The following is a 24,573-nucleotide window of genomic DNA, read 5'->3' as shown; positions in this document are numbered from 1 at the left end:
CGTTTAGGTGCGTTGTTTTGCAGTACGCTTTGGACGGAACAGCTTGCGCAAACCTGCAAAAATTAAATACGCAGTCAAACATCCTGCCGCATTTAGTACGACGTCCTCCATCTCCACACTTCTGGCAACCGAGCCGACGAGAATATTATGCAAAAGCTGCAAACCCTCGATCCCGATGGGAACGAGCAGCGATACCGCGATCATACGGCCCAGGCGGAACCGGGGATTGATTAACGGAACAAGGACGCCGAGCGGCATCAGTAAGACAAAATTCCCGCCGATCACCCGCAGGAACTCCTTGAAGCTGCCAATGCGGATGGAGTTTTTCAGGATATTTCCCGCCGACTGAAACGGAATCCATTGAATCTGGCTGATCGCCCACGCTGTGGTTTTCGCGCGGATATGCCAGAACTGCGGCAAGGTCAGGGGAATTGTCAGATGAATTACTGCGGCGAGGTATAGAAACAAAATAGCGAGCCAGAATTTCTGAACCGGCTTTTTCCGCCGGAAGAAAAGGACAAGGCAAATGAGATAGACGACCAACCCGGCCAGCATCGGTGGACCAAAGCGGGAAAGAAATGAAAAAAATACGGTTTTCAGCATATTGACCCTTCTTTATGTAAATTATTATGATTATATAATACGAATGTGCGAAATACAACGAATAAAAAGAAATTATTGCGCCAATAATCCTCCTGTAACATAATTACCGGAGGATTTACTTATGAAGTTGATAGAAAAGTCTCTTCTTTTGGCGTTTATTCTGACCGTACTGTTTTCGTTTACCGGCTTTGCCGCCGGCTGTGAGGATATACCGAATCATGTTCTCCGCCTGCATGTCCTTGCAAATTCCGATTCAAAAGAAGACCAGGATTTGAAGCTGAGGGTGCGGGATCGGATTTTAGCGGAAAGTTCCCGTATGATGGATCATGTCACGAATAAAGAAGAAGCGCAGAACGCAGTCCGCGCGGCGCTGCCGAAACTGAAATCCGCGGCTGCGGATGAAATCCGGAAGCAGGGGTATCATTACCCGGTGGATGTGAAAATGGAGCGTATGTACTTTTCAACAAGGCAGTATAAAACCATAACGCTGCCGGCGGGCGAATACGATGCGCTGCGCGTGAGCATCGGTAAAGCCGAAGGGCATAACTGGTGGTGCGTCATTTTTCCACCGATGTGCCTTCCCGCTGCGGAAGAGCCCAAGGAACTCCGGGACGTTCTGAACGAAAACCAGCTTCAAATTGTGGAGGGCAAGGGTGATTTCGAAATAAAATTCAAAACGGTCGAACTGTACGAACAATTTAAAAATTATATAAAACAGAAATAGAAGGATCGGTTTCCTTCTCTTCGCAATTCTTTTCTCAGCGCAGTATCTATGCTATAATGATCTGTAATTAAACTACGGAAATGGGAGGCATACGATGCTGCGTTTTATTTTGGGCCGCGCGGGCAGCGGGAAAACCGAATTGCTTCGAACCGAACTGGAAAATATGGCAAAGAATTCCCGAAAGAAATTAATGCTGATCGTGCCGGAGCAGTCCTCATTTGAAAATGAGCGTGCCATGCTCCACCGCCTCGGCGCGAAGGACGTGCAGCGTGTTTCCGTTACAAGTTTTTCCCGCCTTGCCGACGAAGTTTTCCGCCGCTACGGCGGCGGAGCCGGCCGGCGGCTCGATGATGGCGGGCGGAGCATGTTTATGAGCCTTGCTTTGGAACAGGTGAAGGATCAGCTCCGTTTTTACCGCAAAAACGCGGACAGCGCCGAGCTAGTCGGGCTGATGCTTTCGGTGTCCGCGGAGTTTAAAATGTGCGGGATATCTCCGTCCGATATGGAACGGACCGCGCAGGAACTGCAGCAGGATTCGCTGAAACAGAAAATGACAGAGCTTTCCATGATCCTTTCCGCATACGATGCGCTTGTCGCGCAAAGCTACGTCGATCCCCTTGACGACCTGACAAGGCTGAAAAAGGTCCTGCTGAACCACTCATTTTTCGAAGGCTATACCGTTGCGCTGGATTCCTTTCAGAGCTTTACGGTGCAGGAATACGATATTATCCGCTTGATCTTGGAGCGGGCGGACGACCTCTATGTAACGCTTTGCACAGATGGCCTTGACGATCCGGAACACGGGACAGGGCTTTTTTCCCTTGTGCGCCGCACGGGGAAGAATCTGATGTGGCTTGCAAGGGAGAGCAATGTGGGCATTGCCGCGCCCGTCAAGCTGGAAAGCGGACGCCGTTTTCAGAATGCGGCCCTGGCTGCGCTGGAAGCAGGCGTGTACCGCGGAGAGCATAAACCCTGCGATTGTGATTGTGAGAATGTGGTTCTTTATGAAGCGGAAAACGCATATGACGAAGCCGCTTTTGTTGCCGCAACTATCCGCAGGCTTGTCATGGAAGAGCATTTTCGGTACCGCGATTTTGCGGTCATTGCGCGAACGCCCGACGATTACCGGGGAATTTTGGATACGGCGCTGGAGCGCTGGGAAATTCCGTATTTTATGGACAAGCCGCAGGCAATTGACGCGGAACCGCTCATGCGGCTCGTGCTTTCGGCGTTCCGGATTATCCAGACCGGATTTTCCTCCGATTCCGTTTTCAGCTACCTGAAAACCGGCCTTGCGGGCCTTGGAACGGACGAAATTGCCCGGCTTGAAAATTATACCTTTGTTTGGAACATTTCTGGGTGTCGGTGGAAGGAAGAGTGGAAGGAGCATCCGAAGGGTTTCGCTGAAAAGCTGACGGCGGAGGATGAAAAACTGCTGGAGGAAATCAACATCAGCCGAAAAGCCGTAATCGCTCCGCTGCTCCGTTTTGCCGCGGGTATCCGCTCGGCGGACGGCGAGGGGATGGCGGCGGCCGTTTACACGCTGCTGCAGGACGTTGGCGCGGCGGAACATCTGAAAGCGCTTGCGCGCCATTTATCGGACTGCGGTGAGCCGGAGCTTGCCGACCGCCAGCTCCGGCTGTGGGATTTGCTGATGAACATCCTTGACCAAACGGCGCTGGTGCTCAGCCACAATCCGGTCAGCCCGGCGCGGTATGCCGAGCTTTTGCACCTTGTCATACTGGCGAATGATATGGCAAGCATTCCGCAGGGGCTGGACGAGGTCACCGTCGGGTCTGCTGACCGCACGCGGACCGGCGCGCCGAAGGTGGTGTTCCTGCTTGGGACGGTCGAAGGGGGATTCCCGCTTTCGCCGGGCGGGAACTGCGTATTCAGCGATCGGGAACGCCGCGAACTCATCCGACTCGGCCTGCCGCTGAACGACACCTTTGAGGGTGTGGCGGTGCAGGAACGCTTCTTAGCATATACCGCGATGAGTGCCGCTTCGCACCGGTTATACATATCCTATCCCCTTTCGGGGAGCTCCGGAGAACCGAATACCCCTTCCTCAATTCCAAATGAAGCCTGTGCTGTCCTGAAAAATCTGAAAGTCCTCAGCGCGCTTCTCCTGCCGCAGACGTATTTTGCAAATGCCCCGGAACCCGCGTTTGAGCTGATGGCACAGCAGTGGAACCGCAATACGGTGCTTTCCGCTACGCTGAAAGATGTATTTGCTGCGCGCGGTTGCGGTTACCGCCTTGAAGCAATCGCCCGTGCGGCGGAAAACCGCCCCGCGGTGTTTGCTTCGAGTGAAAAATCCCGCGCCCTTTTTGGGAAAAGCATGCAGGTTTCCGCAACGCAGATTGAAAAATTCTATCAATGCCGGTTCCAGTATTTTTGCCGCTTCGGCCTGAACGCGAAGGAGCGCAGGCAGGCGGAGCTTGACGCGCTGGAATACGGGAGCCTGATGCATTACCTGCTAGAAAAACTGTTCTGCAATATCGGCAGTACGGCTATTCTCCAGATGAAGCCGGACGAACTCCGTCAGGAGATTTTCCGGTTGCTGAAGCTTTACACGGAAACGAAGATGGGCGGCATACAGAATCCGTCGTCGCGCTTTCTTTACCTGTTTCAGCGCATGGCCGATTCCGCGCAGGTGATCGCGCACCATATTGCGGAGGAACTTTCGCAGAGCGAATTTATGCCTGCTGATTTTGAGCTTCCCGTCGGAAACGACGGCGTCCCTCCGCTGACCATTCCGCTTCCGGATGGCGGAAAGGTTGTGGTCGAGGGGAAAATCGATCGCGTGGATATTCTGAAGCGAGCGGACACCTGTTACGTGCGCGTGGTCGATTATAAAACCGGCCATAAGGAATTTAAACTTTCCGACTTGGTCTACGGTATCAATATGCAGATGCTGATTTATCTGGCGGCACTACTGGAAAACGGGGATGCCCGCTACGGGAAAGTCTGTCCCGCCGGCGTGCTGTATATGCCCGCGAACCGTCCGATTCTTTCGGCAGCGCGGAATGCGGCGCAGGAGGAAATTGAGCGGGAAGCCGCAAAAAAGCTGCGTATGGACGGCCTTGTACTGGATGACCCCGCACTCATCCATGCCATGGAGAGGAAGGGAGAGGGCAAATATATCCCGGTCGCCCTGAAAGATGGCGCGCCGGGCAAGCGCGACCATGTGGTAAGCTCCGCCGAATTGTCCGGTATACTGCTGCATATGGAAGAACTTGTCCGTGAAATGGCGGTTGAACTGCATGGCGGTGACGTGTCCGCGTTGCCGCTTTCCGGGGACTTCGACGCGTGCGCGTGGTGCCCCTATCATGACGTGTGCGGCCATGAAGCGGACAGCCCTTCCCGAGAAATGCAGAAGTGGGACAGGGACGCGGCTGTGAAAGAACTTTTAAAAGGCAGGGACGGTGAGAAGAAGTGAGCGGACGGAAATGGACGCAAAGCCAAAAAGACGCGATTACCGCAAGGGGCGGCACGCTGCTGGTTTCCGCCGCCGCTGGTTCCGGGAAAACCGCCGTGCTGGTTCAGCGCGTCATTGAGCGCATCACGGACCCGGAGCATCCTACCGACGCGGACCGGCTTCTGGTTGTAACCTTTACAAAAGCAGCCGCCGCCGAAATGCGCAGCCGTATTGCGGCTGAAATTTCAAATCTTCTGGAAGCGGACCCGTTCAATGTGACTCTGCGCCGCCAGCAGATTTTGCTTACCCGCGCGCATATCAGCACGATCCACAGCTTTTGCAGCGATTTAATCCGGGAAAATTTTTATAAATTAGGCATTTCGCCGGATTTCCGGATTCTGGAAGAAAATGAAATGAATCTGCTGCGTAGTGACGCGGCCGCCGCCGCATTGGAAGAATTCTACTCGCAAAAGGACCCCGTTTTTTTTGAACTGTCGGACACGTTTTCCTCCGGAAGGGACGACAACCGCCTAATACAAACGGTTTTCACCCTGTACGACTTTATCCGTTCGCATCCTTTTCCAAGGCGCTGGCTGAAAGAAAAAGCGTCCATGTATACTTCTGGTATTTCTGCGACGCAAACCATGTGGGGACGCACGATTCTTTCCTATGCCGCGGAAGCGGTGGCTTACAGCATTTCCCTAACTGAAAATTCGCTTTCGCTTATGAATGAGAACCCGAAGATAGCGGACGCTTACGGCGACGCCTTCCGCTCCGACCTTGCGGGGCTTATCGCTTTGAAGGAAGCCGCCGATGCGGGAGAATGGGATAAAATTGCATTTCAAAGCAAAAACTTTCAATTTATGAGGCTGAAAGCCCTGCGCGGGTATGGCGACGCCCCCTTGAAGAACAAACTGACGGCAAGCCGCAAAGAAGTGCAGGGAACCGTAAAAAAACTGGCGGAGCTTTTCTGTTCCGATTCCGATCAATGCAAAGAGGAAATTGAACGTCTTGCGCCGCTGGTGCGGAAACTGTTCCAAGTTACTGAACGATTTGGCGAAATTCTTGACGGGATGAAAAAAGAGCGCCGTGCCGCCGATTTTAGCGATCTGGAGCATTACGCCTTAAAATTACTGGTAAGGGATACGGAAAAAGGCTTTGAGCCGACCGAAGACGCGATCGAGCTTTCATCGCATTTCGACGAAGTCATGGTAGACGAATATCAGGATACGAATGAAGCGCAGGACATGATTTTTCGCGCGGTTTCCCGCGGGGAAGAAAACTTATTTATGGTCGGCGATGTGAAACAGAGCATTTACCGTTTCCGCCAGGCCATGCCGCAGATTTTTCTGCGCCGCCGCAGCCAGTATCCGAATTATGACCGCACAGCGGATGCCTATCCAGCCTGCATTGTTCTGGACCGGAACTTCCGCAGCCGCCGCGGCATAACTGAAGCCGTCAATTTTGTGTTCCGGCAGCTGATGAGCAAACAGACCGGCGAATTGGATTATACCAAAGCGGAGGAACTGAAAGCGGGTGCGGATTATCCACCCTGCGAGGAACCTGCCGCGCAGCTTGAAATTATTGATCTTTCCGCCTGTGACAATGAGGAGGAAACGGTAACGGCGGAAAGCCGACATATTGCGGAGCTGATTTATCAGATGACCGCAAATGGAACCACTATTACCGACAAGGGGAAGCAGCGCCCGGTTATGTACCGCGATATCTGCATCCTCCTCCGCAGCGCTAACAAATACGCGCAGGAGTACGCAAAGCAGTTGTCAGCTTTGGGCATTCCGGCTTGGGCGGATACCGCCGGAGGGTTCTTTGCGGCTGCGGAGGTAGGCGTTGCCATTTCGTTTCTCCGCGTAATTGACAATCCGATGCAGGATATCCCGCTCCTTTCGGTGCTGATGAGCCCAATTTACGGCTTCACGCCGGACGACATGGCGGATATCCGTATCCCCTCGCGCAGAACCCCGCTTTACCTTGCGCTCGTTTCCTCGGCGCAGAGCGGCAATGAACGCGCGTCTGCGTTTTTGAATGATATCGATTCATACCGCACCCTTGCTGCGACCATGCCGTCCGACCGGCTGATCCGCATTCTGTATGAAAAGACCGGATACCTGAATTTGGTTCAGTCCATGCCGAACGGCGAACTGCGCCTTGCCAATCTGCGCCTGCTTCTGGAATATGCGAAGAAATACGAAGCGTCCGGTTATAACGGGCTTTCCGGGTTCATCCGCTTTATTGACCGCCTTCAGAAAAACAATGCCGATCTGGCGGCGGCGTCGACGATCAGCGAGGCTGCCAACGTGGTAAAGATTATGAGTATCCACCGCTCCAAGGGGCTGGAATTTCCCGTGTGCATCCTGGCGGGCTGTGCCAGACGATTCAATAAGGAGAAGGGAGATGTCCTTTTGCACCCTTCCCTGGGGTTGGGCGTAAAGCTGAAAAGTGAAAACGGGCTTTCCCGTTACACGACGATGCCGCGGGAGGCCGTCGCGCTGGAGCTTGACAGGGACGAAATGAGCGAGGAGCTTCGCATTCTGTATGTCGCTATGACAAGGGCCAAGGAAAAGTTAATTATGGTGACCGCCGTAAAAAACGCGTCGAAAACGCTGGGAAAGCTTGCTACGCGTCTGACGGCGGAAAAGCGGATACAGCCCTATGTTGTACGTAGCGCAGGCTGTATTTCCGACTGGCTCCTGCTTTGCGCCCTGCGCCACCCAAGCGGCGGAAGACTTCGCGAACTGGCGGGTGCGCTTCCGGGAATCACCGCGGAGTCCGGCGAACCTTGGAGCATTCACCTGATTGCTTCCCAAGCCGCGCCGGAAGCTGCTGTGCAGACGCAAATTGCGGCCCCGGCCGCACCGGACGTTTCCCTTCGGGAAGAAATTGAAAAGAAGCTTGATTTTGTGTATCCATTTGCCGATTTGAAGGGCGTTCAGGCGAAGGTGGCGGCGTCCGACCTTGCCGCACGCGAATTTTCTGAACAGTATGCAACAGTATCCCGTCCCGCTTTCCTGAGCAAGTCGGGCTTAACGCCTGCGGAACGCGGCACGGCGCTGCATGCCTATATGCAGTTTGCCGATTACCAAAAAGCTGCCCAGTCGCCGGAAAGCGAACTGGAACGCCTGGTCGCACAGGGCTTCCTGACCCGGGAGCAGGGCGGAGCTGTCGAGCTGGAGCGCGTGCGCGCTTTCTTTCAGAGCCCGCTTGCAAAGCGGATTCTCTCGTCCGGGCATGTTGTGAGGGAATACCGTTTTACTGTGGAAATTAACGCGGGCGATCTTCGCCCCGGACTCCCGGAGGATCTGAAAAATGAACCGGTTGTGCTTCAGGGCGCGGTTGACTGTGCCTTTGAGGAAAACGGCGCCCTGATTATCGTCGATTATAAAACCGATAAGACACGGGACCCGGCGGAATTATGGAACCGCTATCGCGAACAGCTTTCGCTGTACCGGCTTGCGATGGAGCAGTGCACGGGGAAAAAAGTCGGGGGCTGCCTGCTTTATTCCTTTAGCTTGAACGCCGCAATTGAAAATTAATGCTTGACAAACCGATCAAGGGCTGATAAAATAATCCAGTAAAACAAAGCGGGGCATTTTATGCTCACACCTGTGGGGTTTCGTCCGTCATGGGTCAATACGAAAACTACTTCCGGAAAGCAGTTTCCGGATGGCATTGGATGTATTGGTGCGCGGGCGGATATTCTGCCCGCGTTTTATTATTTGAGTGAACAACGTGTTTTGGAGGTGCTTAACAATTAGCAACAAGGAACTGCAGATTAATGAAGAAATTCGTGACAAGGAAGTGCGTGTTATTGGCTCGGACGGTACCCAGCTTGGGCTGATGTCAGCGGCTCAGGCTTTGGAAAAAGCCTTTGAACAGAATCTCGATCTTGTCAAGATCGCACCGCAAGCCGTGCCGCCGGTGTGTAAGATTATTGATTACGGCAAATATCGTTTTGAACAGGCAAAGCGAGATAAAGAGGCAAAGAAGAACCAGCGCGTAGTCGATATTAAAGAGATTCGTTTGTCTTTGAACATTGACACACACGACTTCAATACGAAAGTAGGTCACGCAACCCGCTTCTTGAAGGATGGCGACAAAGTTAAAGTTTCTATCCGCTTTCGCGGACGCGAAATGGGACATCCGGAGCAGGGCTATGTCATTATGAAAAATTTCGCCGAGGCCCTCAGCGAGATTGCTAATGTTGAAAAGCCGGCAAAGCTAGAGGGACGGAATATGCTTATGTTCCTTGCTTCCAAACCCGCTAAGTAATTATAAACAAGGAGGACAATACCATGCCTAAAATTAAGACTCATTCGGGTGCGAAAAAGCGCTTCAAGATTTCAAAGAACGGAAAGGTTATTCGCGCTCACGCAAATAAATCCCATATCCTGAACAAGAAAACGACCAAACGTAAGAGAGGACTCAGAAAGACCACAGTTGCCGACAAGACAAATGTGGCGCAGGTGAAGAGACTGGTTCCTTATAAATAAGGCCGGTCGAAATTAAGAAATAACCATTTATTGGAGGTAACATAATGGCACGTGTAAAAGGCGCAATCATGACGCGCAAAAGAAGAAAAAAAGTTTTAAAGCTTGCTAAAGGCTACTGGGGTTCTAAGAGCAAACATTTTAAAATGGCCAAACAGGCCGTTATGAAATCTGGAAATTATGCGTTTATTGGCCGTAAAGCCAGAAAGAGAGATTTTCGTCGTCTGTGGATTACCCGTATTTCCGCTGCATGCCGCGCAAACGACGTGAGCTACTCCGTATTTATGAACGGGCTTAAAAAAGCGGGCATTACATTGAACCGCAAAATGCTTGCGGAAATCGCTGTTGCTGATGAAGCTGCTTTTAAGAGCCTGATCGAAAAAGCAAAGGCAGCACTATAAAAAGCTGTAATTGCGCCCGGAAGATGCCCGGGCGCAAATTTTATATGGAGAGAACAGAATGCCCGACCAAATTACAAGCCGTAAAAATGAAATCATAAAGCAGGCCGCCCGGCTTTGCACTAGTGCGGAAATCCGCAGAGAGCATGGGTTGTATCTTGTTGAAGGCGCCCGGCTTTGCCGCGATGCCGCCCAGAGCGGAGTAAAGATAGAAACCTTGTTTTATACCGCTCAGGCGGAAGAAAAATATAAGGAATATATCGCTTCCGCCGCCGATTCGGCACAGACTGTTTACGAAGTTGCGCCCCATGTTGCCGCGCTTTTGTCCGAAACCAAAACACCGCAGGGCGTTTTTTGTGTTTGCAAAATGAACCGCGCGGTGCGCGAAGTGCGGACAATTCCCGTCGGCCGGCATTATCTTGCGCTTGAAAACCTGCAGGATCCGGCAAATCTGGGCGCAATTTTGCGTACGGCGGAGGCGTTGGGAATCGGCGGGGTGATTCTGGGCGGAAGCTGCTGCGATATATATTCCCCGAAGGCGTTGCGCGCAAGTATGGGGGCGGTATTCCGTCTGCCGTTTTTTCTTGCGCCCGACATGCTTTGTGCGATCAAGCTCCTGCGGGACATGAATTTTGCCTGTTTTGCGGCTGTGCCGGATGCTGCGGCGCAGCCGGTGACCGCGGTTAATTTCCACAATCATCCCACCGTGCTCATTGTGGGAAACGAGGGGAATGGGCTTGCGAAAGAAACGATACAAGCCTGTTCGGGGCGGGTGACTATTCCGATGCTTGGAAGGGCGGAATCGCTGAATGCGTCCGCTTCCGCCGCAATCCTGATGTGGGAAATGATGCGGGCAGAGTCTGGAGGCGTTTCGGTTGGCAATTGATAAAAGAGCGTACTGGGTTTGGCTACAGCATGCGCTTGGAGCGGGAAGCTCAAAGCAGAACCGTATTCTTACCAATTACGGAAATTTGGAGGAATTTTATGCCGCGGGTATCAAAAACTGGCGTTTGGAAGGTTACTTTACCCAAAATGAACTGGGAAAGCTGGGGTCGTATTCTGTTTCCGATGCCTCGGCTCTTATTGAATATTGTGAAAAAATAGGCCAGAAGGTTCTTACGCCGGACTGTGGAGACTATCCGGAACCGCTCAGGCAGATTCACAATCCGCCCTGTGCCCTTTATGTAAAGGGAATACTGCCGGATTTCTCCTCGAACCCGGCTATCGCGGTTGTTGGAACGCGAAAGGCAACCGCCACCGGAGTCGCTACGGCGCGGTCTTTCGCATATGAACTGGCGAAACGAGGGGCTGTTGTTGTCAGCGGTGGCGCGCTGGGAATTGATACGGCGGCGCACAAGGGCGCCCTGCAGGCGGGAGGAAAAACGGTTTGTGTACTTGGCTGCGGAATCGATTATAATTATCTGATGAGCAATGCTTCTCTTCGCGAATCCATCGCCCTTTCCGGGGCTGTCCTTTCCGAATATCCGCCGAACACACAGGCGGTCAACTCGAATTTTCCAATCCGGAACCGGATTATTTCCGGACTGACTTTGGGTACACTGGTGATTGAAGCCGCCGGGAAAAGCGGTTCGCTGATTACCGCACAGTGCGCGCTGGAACAAGGACGGGACGTATTTGCCGTTCCCGCCGGAATTTACAGTCCGGTTTCACAGGGGGTAAACAGTCTGATCAAAGCCGGTGCAAAACCGGTTTCGAACGCGGGCGAAATATTAGAAGAATATCTTTACCGTTTTTCTGATAAAATTGATTTAAATGATATCGAAAGCAATGTGATTCTGACGAATCAGCCAAAGCCGGAACCAAAAGCGGCGAAGATGCCGGAAAATTGTTCCGCGGATGCGGCGTCCCTTTATGCCGCACTTACGGAGGAACCATGCCATATTTCAGAACTGGAAAGAAAGACAGGGATTCCAACCCCGCGGCTGCTTACCGCCGTGACGGAACTGGAGCTTTCCGGCTGCATCCGCTCCTATTCCGGCCGGCGCTACCGTTTGCCGGACTGAATATTGTTAAAAACTGCCGGCTTGTGCGGCGGGTTTTAACAATGTTTATGATTCTTCTATAGTAGATTCCCTTTTGAATAAGATACTATATTTTTAAATAACGAAGAATGAGGTGATTTCCATGTCAAAGCTAGTGATTGTCGAGTCACCGGCCAAGGCCAAAACAATCAAAAAGTTTTTAGGTCCGGATTATGATGTAATCGCGTCTATGGGTCATGTTCGTGACTTACCGGAAAACCGTTTAAGCGTTGACATTAAAAATAATTTTAAACCGAAATATGATATTATAAAAGGAAAGGAAAAGCTCGTTCAGGAATTAAAGGAAAAGGCGGAGAAAAGCGATACCGTTTATCTTGCGACCGACCCGGATCGCGAGGGAGAGGCCATCTCCTGGCATCTTGCATATATTCTGGGGTTAGATATTACGGAAAACAACCGCGTTACGTTTAATGAAATTACGAAAGCCGGCGTTTCCAAAGGGATGGAGCACCCGCGCAACATTGATCTTGACCTTGTCAATGCGCAGCAGGCGCGCCGGATTCTCGACCGCTTGGTCGGTTATAAGCTCAGCCCTTTTCTTTCGCAGAAAATCCGCAGGGGCCTTTCGGCCGGGCGCGTGCAGTCCGTAGCGGTGCGGCTGATTGTTGACCGCGAGGAGGAAATCCGCGCTTTTGTTCCCGAAGAATATTGGACAATCGATGCAAAATTCACTCCGCAGGGTTCCCGCAAGGCATTCGGCGCGACCTTCTACGGTAACACCGAAGGGAAAATGAAAATATCGAGTAAAGAAGAGGCCGACAAAATCCTTGCTGACCTGCAGGATGCGGAATACTGCATTGTGAAGCTGAAAAAAGGGACTAGGAGAAAGTCCCCCGCGCCTCCGTTCATCACTTCCACTTTACAGCAGGAAGCGTCGCGCAGGCTTGGTTTTCAGGCTCGCCGCACGATGAAGGTTGCGCAGGAGCTTTACGAAGGAATTGAGATCGGGGAAATGGGTGCGGTCGGTCTGATTACGTATATGAGAACGGACTCTCTGCGTTTGTCGGAGGAGGCCATCCAAGACGCCGCTGAATATATCCGGGAGCGCTGGGGCGAAAAATATCTCCCAAGTACCCCGCGCCATTTTAAAACCAAGGCAAATGCGCAGGACGGTCATGAAGCGATCCGTCCCACCATGCCGGAATTGTCTCCGGACAAGGTGAAGGACAGCCTTTCCAGCGACCAATATAAATTGTATAAGCTGATTTGGGAGCGCTTCATTGCGTGCCAGATGGCGAATTGCATACAAAGCACGACACAGGCGGAGATTCAGGCGATGGACTATATTTTTAAGGCTTCCGGCTATACCGTTACGTTCGACGGCTTTACGGTTCTGTATGAGGAAGGCAAAGACGAGGAGACGGAAAAGGAGGCAACCCTGCCGCCGCTGGAAAAGGATATGCTGCTGAAGCTGAAGGAAATTACAGGGAATCAGCACTTTACGCAGCCGCCGCCGCGCTATACGGAAGCTTCCCTGATCAAGGCGCTCGAGGAAAACGGGATTGGGCGTCCGTCCACTTACGCCGCCACCATTTCTACCATTACCAGCCGAGAATATGTGATACGGGAAGGAAAGGCGCTGAAACCGACGGAGCTTGGCGAGGTTTCGACCAAGCTGATGAAGGAGCGCTTTCCGAAAATCGTAAATGTCAAGTTTACCGCGCAGGTTGAAAATGATTTGGACAGCGTTCAAAGCGGAAAAACCGACTGGGTGGAAACGCTTCATGATTTTTACGGCGATTTTGAAAAGACCCTGAAACAGGCAAAAGAAGAAATGCAGGGGATGAAAATCCAGCTTAAGGAAGATGAAACCGATATCATCTGTGAAAAATGCGGACGCAAAATGGTAATCAAAACCGGGCGGTACGGCAAATTTATTGCATGCCCAGGGTATCCGGAATGCAAAAACGTGAAAAAGCTGGTGCAGGAGACCGGGGCGGAGTGCCCGAAATGCGGCGGCAAGGTCATTGTAAAAAAAACCAAGAAAGGGCGCACTTTTTACGGCTGTTCGGAATACCCGAACTGCGACTTTGTATCCTGGGATGAGCCGAGTGTGGAAAAATGCCCGCGCTGCGGCAAAACCCTTTTGAAAAAAAAGGGGAAGCATCCGAAACTCTACTGCATTACGCCGGACTGCGGCTATGAAAAGACGGAGGAAGAATGAGTATCAAAGTGATCGGGGCCGGTCTTGCCGGGTGTGAAGCCGCGTGGCAGATCGCACAGGCCGGCGTGGAAACCGAGCTTTATGAAATGAAGCCTCAAAAGTACTCGCCGGCACATCATAGCCCAAATTTCGCCGAACTGATCTGCTCAAATTCCTTAAAGGCCGAACGTGTGGAAAGTGCGGCCGGCCTTTTAAAAGAAGAAATGCGCCGTTTGGGTTCCCTCCTTATGTCCTGCGCGGATACCTGCCGTGTGCCGGCGGGCGGGGCGCTTGCGGTTGACCGCAATGCTTTTTCCGAAGCGGTTACCAAAAAGATTACGGAGCATCCGCGGATCCATATTCATCATGAAGAAATTCAGGATATTCCGAAGAATGGCATTGTAGTTATTGCAACGGGGCCTTTAACCGCCGATGCGCTTGCCGAAAAAATAGCTTTCCTCTGCGGCGGGAGCCTCAGCTTTTTCGACGCGGCCGCGCCGATTGTAACTGCGGAAAGCCTTGCGATGGACAAAGTTTTTGCTGCTTCCCGCTATGGAAAGGGAGAGGACGACGCTTATCTGAACTGCCCGTTGAATAAAGAGGAGTATGAGCGTTTCTATAACGCGCTGATTTCCGCTGAACGCGCCCCCCTTCACGAATTTGACGCAGCCGACCCAAAGGTTTACGAGGGATGTATGCCGGTGGAGGTTATGGCGGGCCGCGGGCCGGATACCCTTCGGTTTGGTCCGCTGAAACCGGTAGGGCTGCGGGATCCCAGAACCGGACATCGTCCGTGGGCGGTTGTGCAGTTGCGGCGCGAAGACAAAGACGGCACGCTTTATAATTTGGTGGGTTTTCAGACCAATCTGAAATTTGGTGAGCAAAAGCGGGTTTTCGGAATGATACCGGGGCTGGAAAACGCGGAATTTACCCGGTACGGCGTTATGCACCGAAACACTTTCCTTAATTCGCCGAAGGTTCTTCAATCCGATTACAGTCTACGCGCTAAACCGAACCTGTTTTTCGCCGGTCAGATTACCGGTGTGGAGGGGTATATGGAATCGGCTTCCTCCGGCATTATGGCCGGAATCAACGCGGTTCGGCGCTTGAAGGGGAAACCCACGCTGACCCTGCCGCAGACGACGATGATCGGTTCGCTGAGCCATTACATTGCAAACGGCGGCGAGGCGGATTTTCAGCCAATGGGAGCAAATTTCGGAGTCATGCCGCCGCTGGAGCCTGCGGTTCGAGATAAAAAAGCGCGCTATGCCGCATTTTCAGAGCGTGCTTTACGGGATTTGGAGCAAATCATCGCGGCGTTTGGGTTATGAAGTAATTTAGAGGTGTTACAATGAAAATCATAGTGGATGCTTTCGGGGGTGACAATGCCCCGCTTGAAATATTGAAGGGCTGCGCGCAGGCGGTTGACGAGCTGGATATAGATATCCTTCTGACGGGCCGCAAGGATGAGATCCTGCGTGTGGCAAAGGAAAATGAAATTTCTCTGAACCGTATGCAAATCATTGACGCGCCGGATGTTATTACCATGGAAGACCACGCGGGGGAAATCATGAAATCGAAAGTCAATTCCTCTATGGCGGAAGGCCTTCGCCGCCTTGCGGCCGGGGAAGGGGACGCTTTCCTGTCCGCGGGCAACAGCGGCGCCCTTGTTGTTGGAGCAACCCTGCTGGTTAAGCGGATCAAGGGAATCAAACGGATTGCCTTTGCACCGGTGATGCCGAAAAAGGATGGCTGCTTCATGCTGATTGACAGCGGGGCAAACGTGGAATGCAAGCCGGATATGCTGCGCCAGTTTGGCGTGATGGGTTCCATCTATATGGAGAAGGTTATGAAGATTCCGGACCCGCGTGTCGCGCTTGCCAATATTGGTACTGAGGAGCACAAGGGCGGCGAATTGCAACACGAAGCCTATGCTATGCTGAGTAAAACGGATCTGAATTTTATTGGAAATGTGGAGGCGCGCGATATCCCGATTGACGGAGCCGACGTAATTGTGGCGGACGGTTTTACCGGAAATACGATTTTAAAAACCTATGAAGGCGTTGCCATTTTATTGCTTGGCAAACTAAAAGGGATTTTTACAAAAAATATAATAAATAAAATCGCGGCGGGAATTTTATTAAAAGATATAAAAGCGCTGATGAAGACGATGGATTACAATGAGTACGGCGGCGCTCCGCTCATGGGCTGTGCGAAACCTGTATTTAAGGCGCACGGAAGCGCAAAGGCGAAAACATTTTTTAACGCTCTGCGGCTTACAAAAGCCTATGTGGATGGGGGCGTGGTAGATGAAATTGCCGCTTCCATTGCAAACTACCGGAAGGATCGTGGGCAAGAACCTGTGGAAGATGTTTCAGAGGAATAAATTTCATTCGCAGTAGGAGCATATGTTATGAAAGAATTGGAAGAGAAGTTAGGATATCATTTTAAAAATAAAAGCTATCTTAGAACGGCGCTCACGCATTCCTCCTATGCCAATGAAACCAAGGCGCCCGGAGGCAGCAATGAACGGCTGGAATTTTTGGGCGATTCTATTCTGGGTTGGGTAGTTGCGGATTATTTGTTTAAGCATTTTCCGGATCTTCCGGAAGGTGACCTAACGAAAAAAAGGGCGGCGCTGGTTTGTGAAAAGGCATGCTGCGGCTTTTCCACCCAACTCAATGTGGGGAAATATCTGCTTTTAAGCCACGGGGAACAGAATTCCGGCGGGCGTACCCGTTCGTCGATTCTTGCCGACGCATTCGAATCGATCATTGCGGCGATCTACCTAGACGGCGGATTGGAAGAAGCGCGGAAATTCATCCTCCGATTTGTGCTTCCGCTTATGCAGTCGGCGAAGCCAAAGGCATTTAAGGATTATAAAACGATGCTTCAAGAAATTATTCAGCAGAATCCCGAAGAGCGTCTGGAATATGTGCTGACTGGGGAATCCGGACCGGATCATGACAAGCATTTCACGGTGGAGGTGCATCTGAACAGCAATGTGATTGGCAAAGGGGGCGGACGCAGCAAAAAGGAAGCGGAGCAGCAGGCCGCCCGTGAAGCTCTGGAGCTGATGGGCTATTGAAGCACGCGAATGTGGCGCTTTTCGTACCCCATAACGGCTGCCCGCATAAATGCAGCTTTTGTAATCAAAAGAGCATTACCGGGCAGCAGTCGCAGCCTTCGCCGCAGGATGTGCGGAATGCTGTGCGGATTGCAAAGGACAGTCTTGGGGACGAAACGAAAAATGCGGAGATTGCTTTTTTTGGCGGAAGTTTTACCGCAATCGAACGGGGCTATATGCTTTCGCTTTTGGAGGCGGCGTCGCCGTTTGTAAAGGACGGGACGTTTGCCGGAATACGGATTTCCACAAGGCCGGACGCTATCGATTACGAAATTTTGACGACATTAAAGCAATACGGTGTAACTGCAATTGAACTGGGCGCACAGAGCATGGATGACCGTGTGCTCGCGCTGAACGGCCGCGGCCATACGGCAAAACAGGTGGAAGACGCGGCGGAATTGCTTCGGTCGTATCATTTTACCCTTGGGCTTCAAATGATGACCGGGCTTTACGGTGATACCGCAGAGGGCAGTATGGAGACAGCGCGTCGCCTGGCGGCGCTGCATCCAGAGAATGTCCGCATTTACCCGACGATCATTATGCGCGGTACAGAACTGGGCGAACGGTACCGCAGAGGGGAATACCGGACGCTCAGTTTGAACGAAACCGTAGCGCTCTGCGCCCGGCTGCTTGATTTCTTTGAAGAGCAGGGCATTTCGGTCATCCGGCTCGGGCTGCATGATTCGCCGGAGCTGAAAAGGGACATGCTCGCGGGTCCATGGCACCCGGCTTTTCGCGAACTGTGTGAAAGCGCCCGTATCCTTCAGAAAATCGTCGGCTATTTAAAGGAACATCAGATACCGAAGGGCAACTTATTGATAAAGGTCCATCCAAAATCAATTTCAAAAGCACTGGGGCATAAAAAAAGCAATCTGAATGCGCTTTTAGAATTGGGCTATCCGACAACGATGGTACAAGATACCGGCGTAGCGGAAAACCGCTTTACGATAGAAAAACTGGGGTGAGTATATGCTGCTGAAGTCACTGGAAATTCAGGGTTTTAAAACATTTCCGGATAAAACGACGCTCAGCTTTGACAAAGGAATAACCGTGGTCGTTGGCCCGAACGGCAGCGGAAAAAGCAATATCAGCGACGCGGTGCGCTGGGTTTTTGGCGAACAGTCCACCCGGGTACTTCGTTGCACAAAAATGGAGGACGTTATTTTCAATGGGACGCCTACACGCAAAGCGCAGGGATTTGCCGAAGTTACGCTGAATATCGATAATACCCTTCGCCAGCTTCCATTCGATGGCGACAGCGTGGCGATTACCCGCCGCTACTACCGCTCGGGCGACAGCGAATACTTAATCAATAAGGCCGCAGTACGGCTGAAGGATATTAACGAGCTGTTCATGGATACCGGTTTGGGGTGCGATGGGTATTCGATTATTGGACAGGGCAAAATTGACAGTATCGTTGCCGCGCGTTCCGAAGACCGCCGCGAAATATTCGAAGAAGCCGCGGGGATTTCCCGTTTTCGTTACAGAAAGGAAGAATCGGAGCGCAAACTGAACCAGGCGCAGGAAAACCTGCTCCGGTTGAACGACATTCTGTCCGAGCTGGAAAGCCGAGTGGGACCGCTAAAGGAGCAGGCGGAAAAAGCGGAACAATATCTGGAATGGGCCGGAGAAAAACGCACGCTGGAAATTGGGCTGTGGCTCAATACGCTTAAAAAATTCGGTCAGATTCTGCGGGAGCATGAGGATAAAATCCTCATTGCCAGAAACCAGCACGAAACGTCCGAGCAGGAACTGGACGATATCGACCGGCAGATTGAAGAAAATTACAGGAAATCGGGCGAGTGCACCGCAAGGATGGATGAAATTCGCCAGCAAGCGGCGCAATTGGAAGAAAGCGCCGCAAAAAAAGACGGAGAAGCTTCCGTTTTGCAGAACGATATCCTTCATCACAACGAAAACATTGAGCGAATCCGAAGGGAAATCGAGCAAAGCAATCTTTCCGGCCAGGATATGGACCGGGATATTCTTGAAAAAAACAGGCATATTGAAGAAAAAAGCCAATACATAAACGATCAGGCGGCACAGGCAAAAAAGTTTGAAGAACAAATTGAGCAAATCCGGAAGAATATGAGCGAAACAGCGGAAAAGATCGACGATTACACGCGTCAGATTGCTAAACTTACCGCGCAGGCAACCGAAGCAAAGGTTGCGAAAATGACCGCTGTTTCCTCGATTGCCGAAATCCAGCTCCGAATCTCCCAGATTGCTGAATCCGTCCGTTCAAAAAAGCTTCAGACCGAAAAGCTGCAAAATGCGGAAAAAGAAGCGAAAAAGAAGCTTGCCGAAGTCGACGAGCGCATCCATGCGCTTTCGAATTCGGTTAAGGGCTACGAAATGCGGCTTGCAACACGCCGCAAACGAATGGAAGACCTGAAAAAACAGAGCGACGCCCTGTATCTGGATGCACAGGAGCATTCCCGACGCGCTCATCTTCTCGAAGAGTTGGAACGCAATCTGGAAGGATTCTCCCAAAGTGTCAAGGTGATTATGAAGGAAGCGCGCCGCGGTACGATCAGCGGGATTCACGGGCCGGTTTCTCGCTTAATCAAGGTGCCGCACCAATACGCGGTTGCAATTGAAACAGCGCTCGGCGCGGCAATGCAGAACATTGTCGTCGGCAATGAGCAGGATGCAAAACGCGCAATCCAACTTTTAAAGCAACGCGATTCCGGTCGTGCAACCTTTCTTCCGCTTTCCACAATCCGCGGCAGGGAGCTGCAAGAGACGGGACTTGAAGAATGTCCGGGCTATATTGGAACTGCGGTCAGCCTGTGCGGCTGCGATGAAAAATATAAGGATATTTTGAATTCCCTTCTGGGGCGCATCGCCGTTGCGGAGGATTTGGACAGCGCCGTTGCCATGGCAAAACGTTATGGGTATCGTTTCCGGATTGTCACGTTGGACGGGCAGGTTGTCAACGCGGGCGGCTCGCTGACGGGCGGTTCGCTTGTGAAAAATGCCGGCCTTCTCAGCCGTGCTTCGGAGATCGAGCGGATGAAAGCGCAGGCTGCCGAACTTCAGGCGAAGGCGCAGGAAGCTGCGGCGGCTCTCAAATCCGCAACGGAAGAGGTTTCCGCTGCCGAAGCGTCGCTTTCCGCTTCAAAGGGTGAGCTAGCCACAGCGCAGGAGGAACGTTTCAAAATGGACGCGGAACGCGGCAGGACGGCTGCGGATTTAACCGCCGTCCGCAACGACCTCCTTGCATTGCAGGAAGAAGAAAAGGCTGCGACACTCCGGCTTAACGGCCAACGGGAAGCGCAGACAGACGCACAGGCACGGGAGGAGGAAATTTCCCGGAAGCAGGCTTTCTTGCAGGCGGAGCTGGATAAAATCAGCGGCAGCCGCAGCGGATTGAACCGAACGGTGGATGAGCTGAACGCCCGGCTGCAGGAAATCCGGATGGCCTGTTTGTCCGCAGAGAAAGACGTGGAGTCCCTGCGCGCGGCAATTGCGGATATTGAACGCCGCAAGCTTGATCACGCAGGGAGGGAGCAGTCGTTAAAGGAAGAAATAAAGGCCGCGCAGGAAGAGTGCGTCAAGCTTCGCGGTCAGATAGAAAGCCTGAGGCAGGAAGCGCAGAATATGCGTGAAACGGCTAAAAAATGCAGCGGTCAGATTGAAGAATTGAACGCGAAACGCATGGAATATGAACGCCTGTCGGTTGAACTGCGCGCGAAAGAGCATGAGAAATCGGCCGAAAAGGAGAAAATCGGCCATGAACTTGCCCGTTTGGAAGAGCGCAAAGAAAACCTACAAAAGGAATATGATGAAATAATCAGCCGCCTATGGGAAGAATATGAATTGACGCGCCGTGAAGCGGAGGAAGTCGGCGCGAAAATTGAAAACCCGCTGCAGGCACAGAAACGGCTGAATGAACTGAAAAGCAAAATCAAGGCGCTGGGTACGGTCAATGTGGCCGCGGTTGAGGAATACAAAGAGGTTTCCGAGCGCTATGAATTTATGAAGGCACAGGTTGCCGACGTGGAAAAGAGCCGCGAAGAGCTGAAAAAGCTGATTGGCGATCTCACCCACCAGATGCATGAGCTGTTCCTTTCCCGTTTTAAGCAGATTAACGAAAACTTCAAAAGCACCTTCCGTGAGCTGTTCGGCGGCGGCAACGCGGAGCTTTCGCTCTGTGATCCGGAAGATATTTTAAATAGCGGAATTGATATTTCCGTTCAGCCTCCGGGCAAAATCATTACGCACCTGGAATCCCTTTCCGGCGGGGAAAAAGCGCTGGTAGCAATTGCGCTTTATTTCGCTATTATGAAGGTAAAACCGCCGCCGTTCTGTGTTCTGGATGAAATCGAGGCCGCGCTGGACGATGTGAATGTCAACCGGTTTGCCGCTTACCTGCGGCGCATGACAAAAAATACGCAGTTTATTGCAATTACTCACCGCCGCGGTACAATGGAGGAGGCCGACGTGCTGTATGGCGTGACTATGCAGGATGAAGGAATCTCCAAGCTGCTTGAATTGCGAATTTCGGAAATCGAAGCAAAACTCGGCATGAAGGAATAACATTAAAGAAGGAGAAATAAGATGGGCTTTTTTTCAAAAATAAAAGAAGGATTAAAGAAAACAAGAGAAAAAATGAGCTCTTCGGTGGAGTCCATGCTGCACTCCTTTACAACGATTGACGAATCGCTGTTTGAAGAACTGGAAGAACTGCTCGTTATGGGCGACGTAGGCGTTCCCACAGCGGAGCATATTTGCCAGGAGCTTCGGAAAAAAGTAAAAGAAAAAGGCGTTACCGACCCGAATGAAATTATGGGGATGCTGCGGGAAACCGTAGCGGAAATGCTTCGGGGCGGGGAGGAGCTCCAAATCGGAACAAAGCCGTCCGTCATTCTGGTAATCGGCGTGAACGGTGTAGGCAAGACCACGACAATCGGCAAAATCGCTTCCCGCCTGACAAAGGACGGGAAAAAGGTGATTTTGGGCGCGGCGGATACTTTTCGCGCCGCCGCAATCGAGCAATTGGAAGTATGGGCAGAACGCTCCGGTACCGATATGATTAAGCAGGCAGAGGGTAGCGACCCTGCTTCTGTTGTGTTTGATACCATTGCCGCAGCAAAGGCGAGAAACGCGGATGTCATCATTTGCGACACAGCCGGCCGCCTTCATAATAAAAAGAACCTGATGGACGAACTTGCGAAAATCAGGCGTATAATCGACCGGGAACTGCCCGATGCCGATAAGGAAGTCCTTCTCGTCCTTGATGCAACCACAGGCCAAAACGCTGTGAGCCAGGCCCGTGAATTTCAGGCGGCGGCAGGGATTACCGGTATTGTACTTACGAAGCTTGACGGAACCGCGCGCGGTGGCGTTGTGCTTGCCATACGTGAAAGCCTTGGAATTCCGGTGAAATTTATTGGCGTGGGCGAACAGGTGGACGACCTTCAGCCGTTCAATTCGGATGAATTTGCCGAAGCCCTTTTTGCCAGACAGGAGGACTGAATGACCACATTTGTACTCGCTTCCCATAATCAAAACAAGTTGAAGGAACTGGAGCGCATACTGGCTCCGCTGCATATTTCCGTATCCGCCGTACAGTTTGACGAAGTAGAGGAGACCGGAAAAACCTTTGCGCAGAATGCGTATTTAAAGGCAGAGGCGGCGTGCCGCAAAACCGGTTTGCCGGCTGTGGCGGACGATTCCGGCCTAATGGTGGACGCATTGAACGGTGCGCCCGGCGTTTATTCCGCCCGTTACGCCGGAGCAAACGCAAGCGATATGGATCGTATTGAGAAGCTGTTGGACGCGTTGAGAGGCGTTCCGGAGCAGGCGCGCAAGGCAAAGTTTGTCTGTTCTATTTGCTGTGTATTCCCGGACGGTACGAAAATTACCGCGGAAGGGGAGTGCCAGGGGAAAATAGCGTTCGAGCCTGTTGGAAACGGCGGGTTCGGTTACGATCCGGTTTTTCTGGTGGACGGAAAATCCTTTGCACAGCTCGGCGCACAGGAAAAAGATCAAATCAGCCACCGGGGCAAGGCACTTCGTGCATTTGCTGCCGAACTGGAAAAAAGAAAGGAAATTTACCGATGATTACAAGTAAACAGCGTGCTTACCTTCGCTCCCTTGCAAACGAACTGGATACCATATTGATGATTGGAAAATCTGGCGTCGGCGAGGATGTTATCAAACAAGCGGACGATGCATTAACCGCACGCGAAATTATAAAAGCAAAGGTCTTGGAAACTTCTCCCGTGCCCGTGCGGGAAGTTGCCGAGCAGATTGCCAGGCGGACAAATGCGGAAGTGGTACAGGTAATCGGCGCGAAATTCGTTTTATACCGTAAAAATGAAAAGAATCCCAAAATTACGCTTCCCAAAGTCCCCAAAAAGGAATATGATATAGGGTGAAACTATGCAAAAGATAGCTGTGCTGGGCGGAACCTTCAACCCGATCCATAACGGCCATCTGCATATTGCAAGGCAGTATGCACAGCGGCTTGGTGTTGACAGGGTTTTCCTGATACCCACCTATCAGCCGCCGCACAAGCAGGCACCGAACCTTGCGCCGGCCGAAGACCGGCTTCAAATGTGCCGCCTTGCGGCGGAAGAAAGCAAAGTATTCGAAGCCTGCGGGATGGAAATTTGCAGGCGGGGCAAAAGCTATACCTCAGATACCCTGCGCGAGCTGAAGGCGCTGTACCCGGATTCCGAGCTGTATCTGATAACGGGGGAGGATATGTTTCTCACCTTCGAGCAGTGGCACGAGCCCGAAACCATTTTTCAGCTTGCCGTGCTTTGCGCCGCGCCGCGCAGCCCGAACGGCCTTGCGCCGCTCCTGCGGTATGCACGCCGGCTGAAACAGAAGGGTGCGAAAACAGTCATACAAAATATCGAATATCTTCCGATCTCATCAACGATGGTCCGCGACGCTGTAAAAAACGGTCAGAGCATAGCGGGGCTTGTACCGCCGTTGGTGGCTAAATATATCATAAAGAACAAGTTGTATTTGGAGCGGTAAAATGAATAGAACGGATTATGAAGCAATTATAAAGCCATTTTTAAGCCAAAAGCGTTATGAACATTCGCTTTGCGTTTGTGATGAGGCGGTTCGTCTGGCAAAGATTTACGACGCAAATGAACAGAAAGCGGAAACTGCCGGGATTCTTCATGATATTATGAAGGATATACCCCCGGATGAACAGCTAAAAATGATGATGCGTTATCACATTTTACTTACCGACGTGGAGCGCAGCGCGCAAAAACTGTGGCATGCCATGCTCGGAGCGACTTATATTGAAAATGAGTTACATATTTCTGATACAGAAATATTGAACGCGATACGGTATCACACGACGGGGCGGGGGCAAATGACAATCATGGACAAGATCGTTTTTGTGGCCGATTTTATCTCTGCAGACCGTGATTATGATGGAGTTGAGGAATTGCGGAAGGCTGCCGCCATAAGCTTGGATCAGGCTGTGGTTGACGGGCTTACCTTTACCATTAAGGATTTGGTTCAGGCTGGAAAACCGATTCATCCGGATACCATTGACGCGTATAACCATGCAATACTGAATTTACAACAAAACTGATAGGAAAGGTTAGGTTGAT

At 51.8% G+C, this 24,573-nt stretch carries 20 protein-coding genes; 19 read left to right on the top strand and 1 reads right to left on the bottom strand.

Going from position 1 to position 24,573, the window contains the following annotated elements:
* Positions 1 to 3: 3 nt before the first annotated feature.
* Positions 4 to 603 (bottom strand): VanZ family protein, encoded by a 600-nt coding sequence (locus P9B68_RS01780; RefSeq protein WP_135657163.1) that lies wholly within the window; start codon positions 601 to 603, stop codon positions 4 to 6.
* Positions 604 to 724: 121 nt separating this feature from the next.
* On the opposite strand from P9B68_RS01780, the gene spoIIR reads away from it, so the two are divergent.
* The 19 genes from spoIIR (at position 725) to yqeK (ending at position 24,554) form a co-directional block, all read left to right on the top strand.
* Positions 725 to 1,327 carry a stage II sporulation protein R gene (spoIIR, locus tag P9B68_RS01775; protein ID WP_135657165.1) on the top strand — a complete coding sequence of 201 codons (603 nt, stop codon included), beginning with the start codon at positions 725 to 727 and terminating at the stop codon, positions 1,325 to 1,327.
* 94 nt (positions 1,328 to 1,421) lie between these two features.
* On the top strand, positions 1,422 to 4,769 hold the full coding sequence (locus P9B68_RS01770) for a PD-(D/E)XK nuclease family protein (protein WP_277668348.1): 3,348 nt from the start codon (positions 1,422 to 1,424) through the stop codon (positions 4,767 to 4,769).
* Entirely contained in the window at positions 4,766 to 8,299 is a 3,534-nt protein-coding gene (gene addA / locus P9B68_RS01765; protein WP_277668347.1) for a helicase-exonuclease AddAB subunit AddA, read from the top strand. The genes P9B68_RS01770 and addA overlap by 4 nt, the downstream gene beginning before the upstream one ends.
* A 196-nt stretch (positions 8,300 to 8,495) precedes the next feature.
* Positions 8,496 to 9,035: a translation initiation factor IF-3 gene (infC, locus tag P9B68_RS01760; RefSeq protein ID WP_135657172.1), complete on the top strand. Its 540-nt coding sequence runs from the start codon at positions 8,496 to 8,498 to the stop codon at positions 9,033 to 9,035.
* A gap of 23 nt (positions 9,036 to 9,058) precedes the next feature.
* A complete protein-coding gene (gene rpmI, locus P9B68_RS01755; RefSeq protein ID WP_135657174.1) occupies positions 9,059 to 9,256 on the top strand; it encodes a 50S ribosomal protein L35 in 198 nt (65 codons plus the stop codon).
* A gap of 44 nt (positions 9,257 to 9,300) precedes the next feature.
* Entirely contained in the window at positions 9,301 to 9,654 is a 354-nt protein-coding gene (gene rplT, locus P9B68_RS01750; RefSeq protein ID WP_135657177.1) for a 50S ribosomal protein L20, read from the top strand.
* A gap of 58 nt (positions 9,655 to 9,712) precedes the next feature.
* Positions 9,713 to 10,537 carry a TrmH family RNA methyltransferase gene (locus tag P9B68_RS01745; protein ID WP_135657179.1) on the top strand — a complete coding sequence of 275 codons (825 nt, stop codon included), beginning with the start codon at positions 9,713 to 9,715 and terminating at the stop codon, positions 10,535 to 10,537.
* On the top strand, positions 10,527 to 11,675 hold the full coding sequence (gene dprA, locus P9B68_RS01740) for a DNA-processing protein DprA (RefSeq protein WP_243112904.1): 1,149 nt from the start codon (positions 10,527 to 10,529) through the stop codon (positions 11,673 to 11,675). Before P9B68_RS01745 ends, dprA begins: the two co-directional genes overlap by 11 nt.
* Before the next feature lie 121 nt (positions 11,676 to 11,796).
* On the top strand, positions 11,797 to 13,878 hold the full coding sequence (topA, locus tag P9B68_RS01735) for a type I DNA topoisomerase (protein ID WP_277668346.1): 2,082 nt from the start codon (positions 11,797 to 11,799) through the stop codon (positions 13,876 to 13,878).
* Complete coding sequence (trmFO, locus tag P9B68_RS01730; protein WP_277668345.1) at positions 13,875 to 15,188, top strand: methylenetetrahydrofolate--tRNA-(uracil(54)-C(5))-methyltransferase (FADH(2)-oxidizing) TrmFO; 1,314 nt, start codon at positions 13,875 to 13,877, stop codon at positions 15,186 to 15,188. Before topA ends, trmFO begins: the two co-directional genes overlap by 4 nt.
* A gap of 20 nt (positions 15,189 to 15,208) precedes the next feature.
* Complete coding sequence (gene plsX / locus P9B68_RS01725; RefSeq protein ID WP_277668344.1) at positions 15,209 to 16,243, top strand: phosphate acyltransferase PlsX; 1,035 nt, start codon at positions 15,209 to 15,211, stop codon at positions 16,241 to 16,243.
* Between the two features lie 27 nt (positions 16,244 to 16,270).
* Positions 16,271 to 16,945 (top strand): ribonuclease III, encoded by a 675-nt coding sequence (gene rnc, locus P9B68_RS01720; RefSeq protein ID WP_277668343.1) that lies wholly within the window; start codon positions 16,271 to 16,273, stop codon positions 16,943 to 16,945.
* Positions 16,942 to 17,949 carry an elongator complex protein 3 gene (locus tag P9B68_RS01715; protein WP_277668342.1) on the top strand — a complete coding sequence of 336 codons (1,008 nt, stop codon included), beginning with the start codon at positions 16,942 to 16,944 and terminating at the stop codon, positions 17,947 to 17,949. Before rnc ends, P9B68_RS01715 begins: the two co-directional genes overlap by 4 nt.
* 4 nt (positions 17,950 to 17,953) lie before the next feature.
* The gene (gene smc / locus P9B68_RS01710; RefSeq protein ID WP_277668341.1) at positions 17,954 to 21,526 is read left to right on the top strand and encodes a chromosome segregation protein SMC; all 3,573 of its coding nucleotides are present in this window, start codon (positions 17,954 to 17,956) and stop codon (positions 21,524 to 21,526) included.
* A 21-nt stretch (positions 21,527 to 21,547) separates the two neighbouring features.
* The gene (gene ftsY / locus P9B68_RS01705) at positions 21,548 to 22,465 is read left to right on the top strand and encodes a signal recognition particle-docking protein FtsY (RefSeq protein ID WP_135657193.1); all 918 of its coding nucleotides are present in this window, start codon (positions 21,548 to 21,550) and stop codon (positions 22,463 to 22,465) included.
* Positions 22,466 to 23,053, top strand: a complete 588-nt coding sequence (locus P9B68_RS01700; protein WP_277668340.1) for an XTP/dITP diphosphatase — start codon at positions 22,466 to 22,468, stop codon at positions 23,051 to 23,053.
* Positions 23,050 to 23,370, top strand: a complete 321-nt coding sequence (gene yhbY / locus P9B68_RS01695; RefSeq protein ID WP_135657197.1) for a ribosome assembly RNA-binding protein YhbY — start codon at positions 23,050 to 23,052, stop codon at positions 23,368 to 23,370. Before P9B68_RS01700 ends, yhbY begins: the two co-directional genes overlap by 4 nt.
* Before the next feature lie 4 nt (positions 23,371 to 23,374).
* Positions 23,375 to 23,980, top strand: a complete 606-nt coding sequence (gene nadD / locus P9B68_RS01690) for a nicotinate-nucleotide adenylyltransferase (RefSeq protein ID WP_135657199.1) — start codon at positions 23,375 to 23,377, stop codon at positions 23,978 to 23,980.
* Between the two features lies 1 nt (position 23,981).
* Positions 23,982 to 24,554, top strand: a complete 573-nt coding sequence (gene yqeK, locus P9B68_RS01685; protein WP_135657201.1) for a bis(5'-nucleosyl)-tetraphosphatase (symmetrical) YqeK — start codon at positions 23,982 to 23,984, stop codon at positions 24,552 to 24,554.
* The last annotated feature ends 19 nt before the right edge of the window (positions 24,555 to 24,573 follow it).

The organism is Caproiciproducens galactitolivorans (genome assembly GCF_029266045.1).
Taxonomy (GTDB): domain Bacteria; phylum Bacillota; class Clostridia; order Oscillospirales; family Acutalibacteraceae; genus Caproiciproducens; species Caproiciproducens galactitolivorans.
This window is presented reverse-complemented; position numbering and strand designations above follow the sequence as displayed.

Coding starts and splice junctions, on each gene's coding strand:
- P9B68_RS01780 (WP_135657163.1), bottom strand. CDS start 603: ATGCTGAAAACCGTATTTTTTTCATTTCTTTCCCGCTTTGGTCCACCG.
- spoIIR (WP_135657165.1), top strand. CDS start 725: ATGAAGTTGATAGAAAAGTCTCTTCTTTTGGCGTTTATTCTGACCGTA.
- P9B68_RS01770 (WP_277668348.1), top strand. CDS start 1,422: ATGCTGCGTTTTATTTTGGGCCGCGCGGGCAGCGGGAAAACCGAATTG.
- rpmI (WP_135657174.1), top strand. CDS start 9,059: ATGCCTAAAATTAAGACTCATTCGGGTGCGAAAAAGCGCTTCAAGATT.
- rplT (WP_135657177.1), top strand. CDS start 9,301: ATGGCACGTGTAAAAGGCGCAATCATGACGCGCAAAAGAAGAAAAAAA.
- P9B68_RS01745 (WP_135657179.1), top strand. CDS start 9,713: ATGCCCGACCAAATTACAAGCCGTAAAAATGAAATCATAAAGCAGGCC.
- topA (WP_277668346.1), top strand. CDS start 11,797: ATGTCAAAGCTAGTGATTGTCGAGTCACCGGCCAAGGCCAAAACAATC.
- trmFO (WP_277668345.1), top strand. CDS start 13,875: ATGAGTATCAAAGTGATCGGGGCCGGTCTTGCCGGGTGTGAAGCCGCG.
- plsX (WP_277668344.1), top strand. CDS start 15,209: ATGAAAATCATAGTGGATGCTTTCGGGGGTGACAATGCCCCGCTTGAA.
- rnc (WP_277668343.1), top strand. CDS start 16,271: ATGAAAGAATTGGAAGAGAAGTTAGGATATCATTTTAAAAATAAAAGC.
- smc (WP_277668341.1), top strand. CDS start 17,954: ATGCTGCTGAAGTCACTGGAAATTCAGGGTTTTAAAACATTTCCGGAT.
- ftsY (WP_135657193.1), top strand. CDS start 21,548: ATGGGCTTTTTTTCAAAAATAAAAGAAGGATTAAAGAAAACAAGAGAA.
- P9B68_RS01700 (WP_277668340.1), top strand. CDS start 22,466: ATGACCACATTTGTACTCGCTTCCCATAATCAAAACAAGTTGAAGGAA.
- yhbY (WP_135657197.1), top strand. CDS start 23,050: ATGATTACAAGTAAACAGCGTGCTTACCTTCGCTCCCTTGCAAACGAA.
- nadD (WP_135657199.1), top strand. CDS start 23,375: ATGCAAAAGATAGCTGTGCTGGGCGGAACCTTCAACCCGATCCATAAC.
- yqeK (WP_135657201.1), top strand. CDS start 23,982: ATGAATAGAACGGATTATGAAGCAATTATAAAGCCATTTTTAAGCCAA.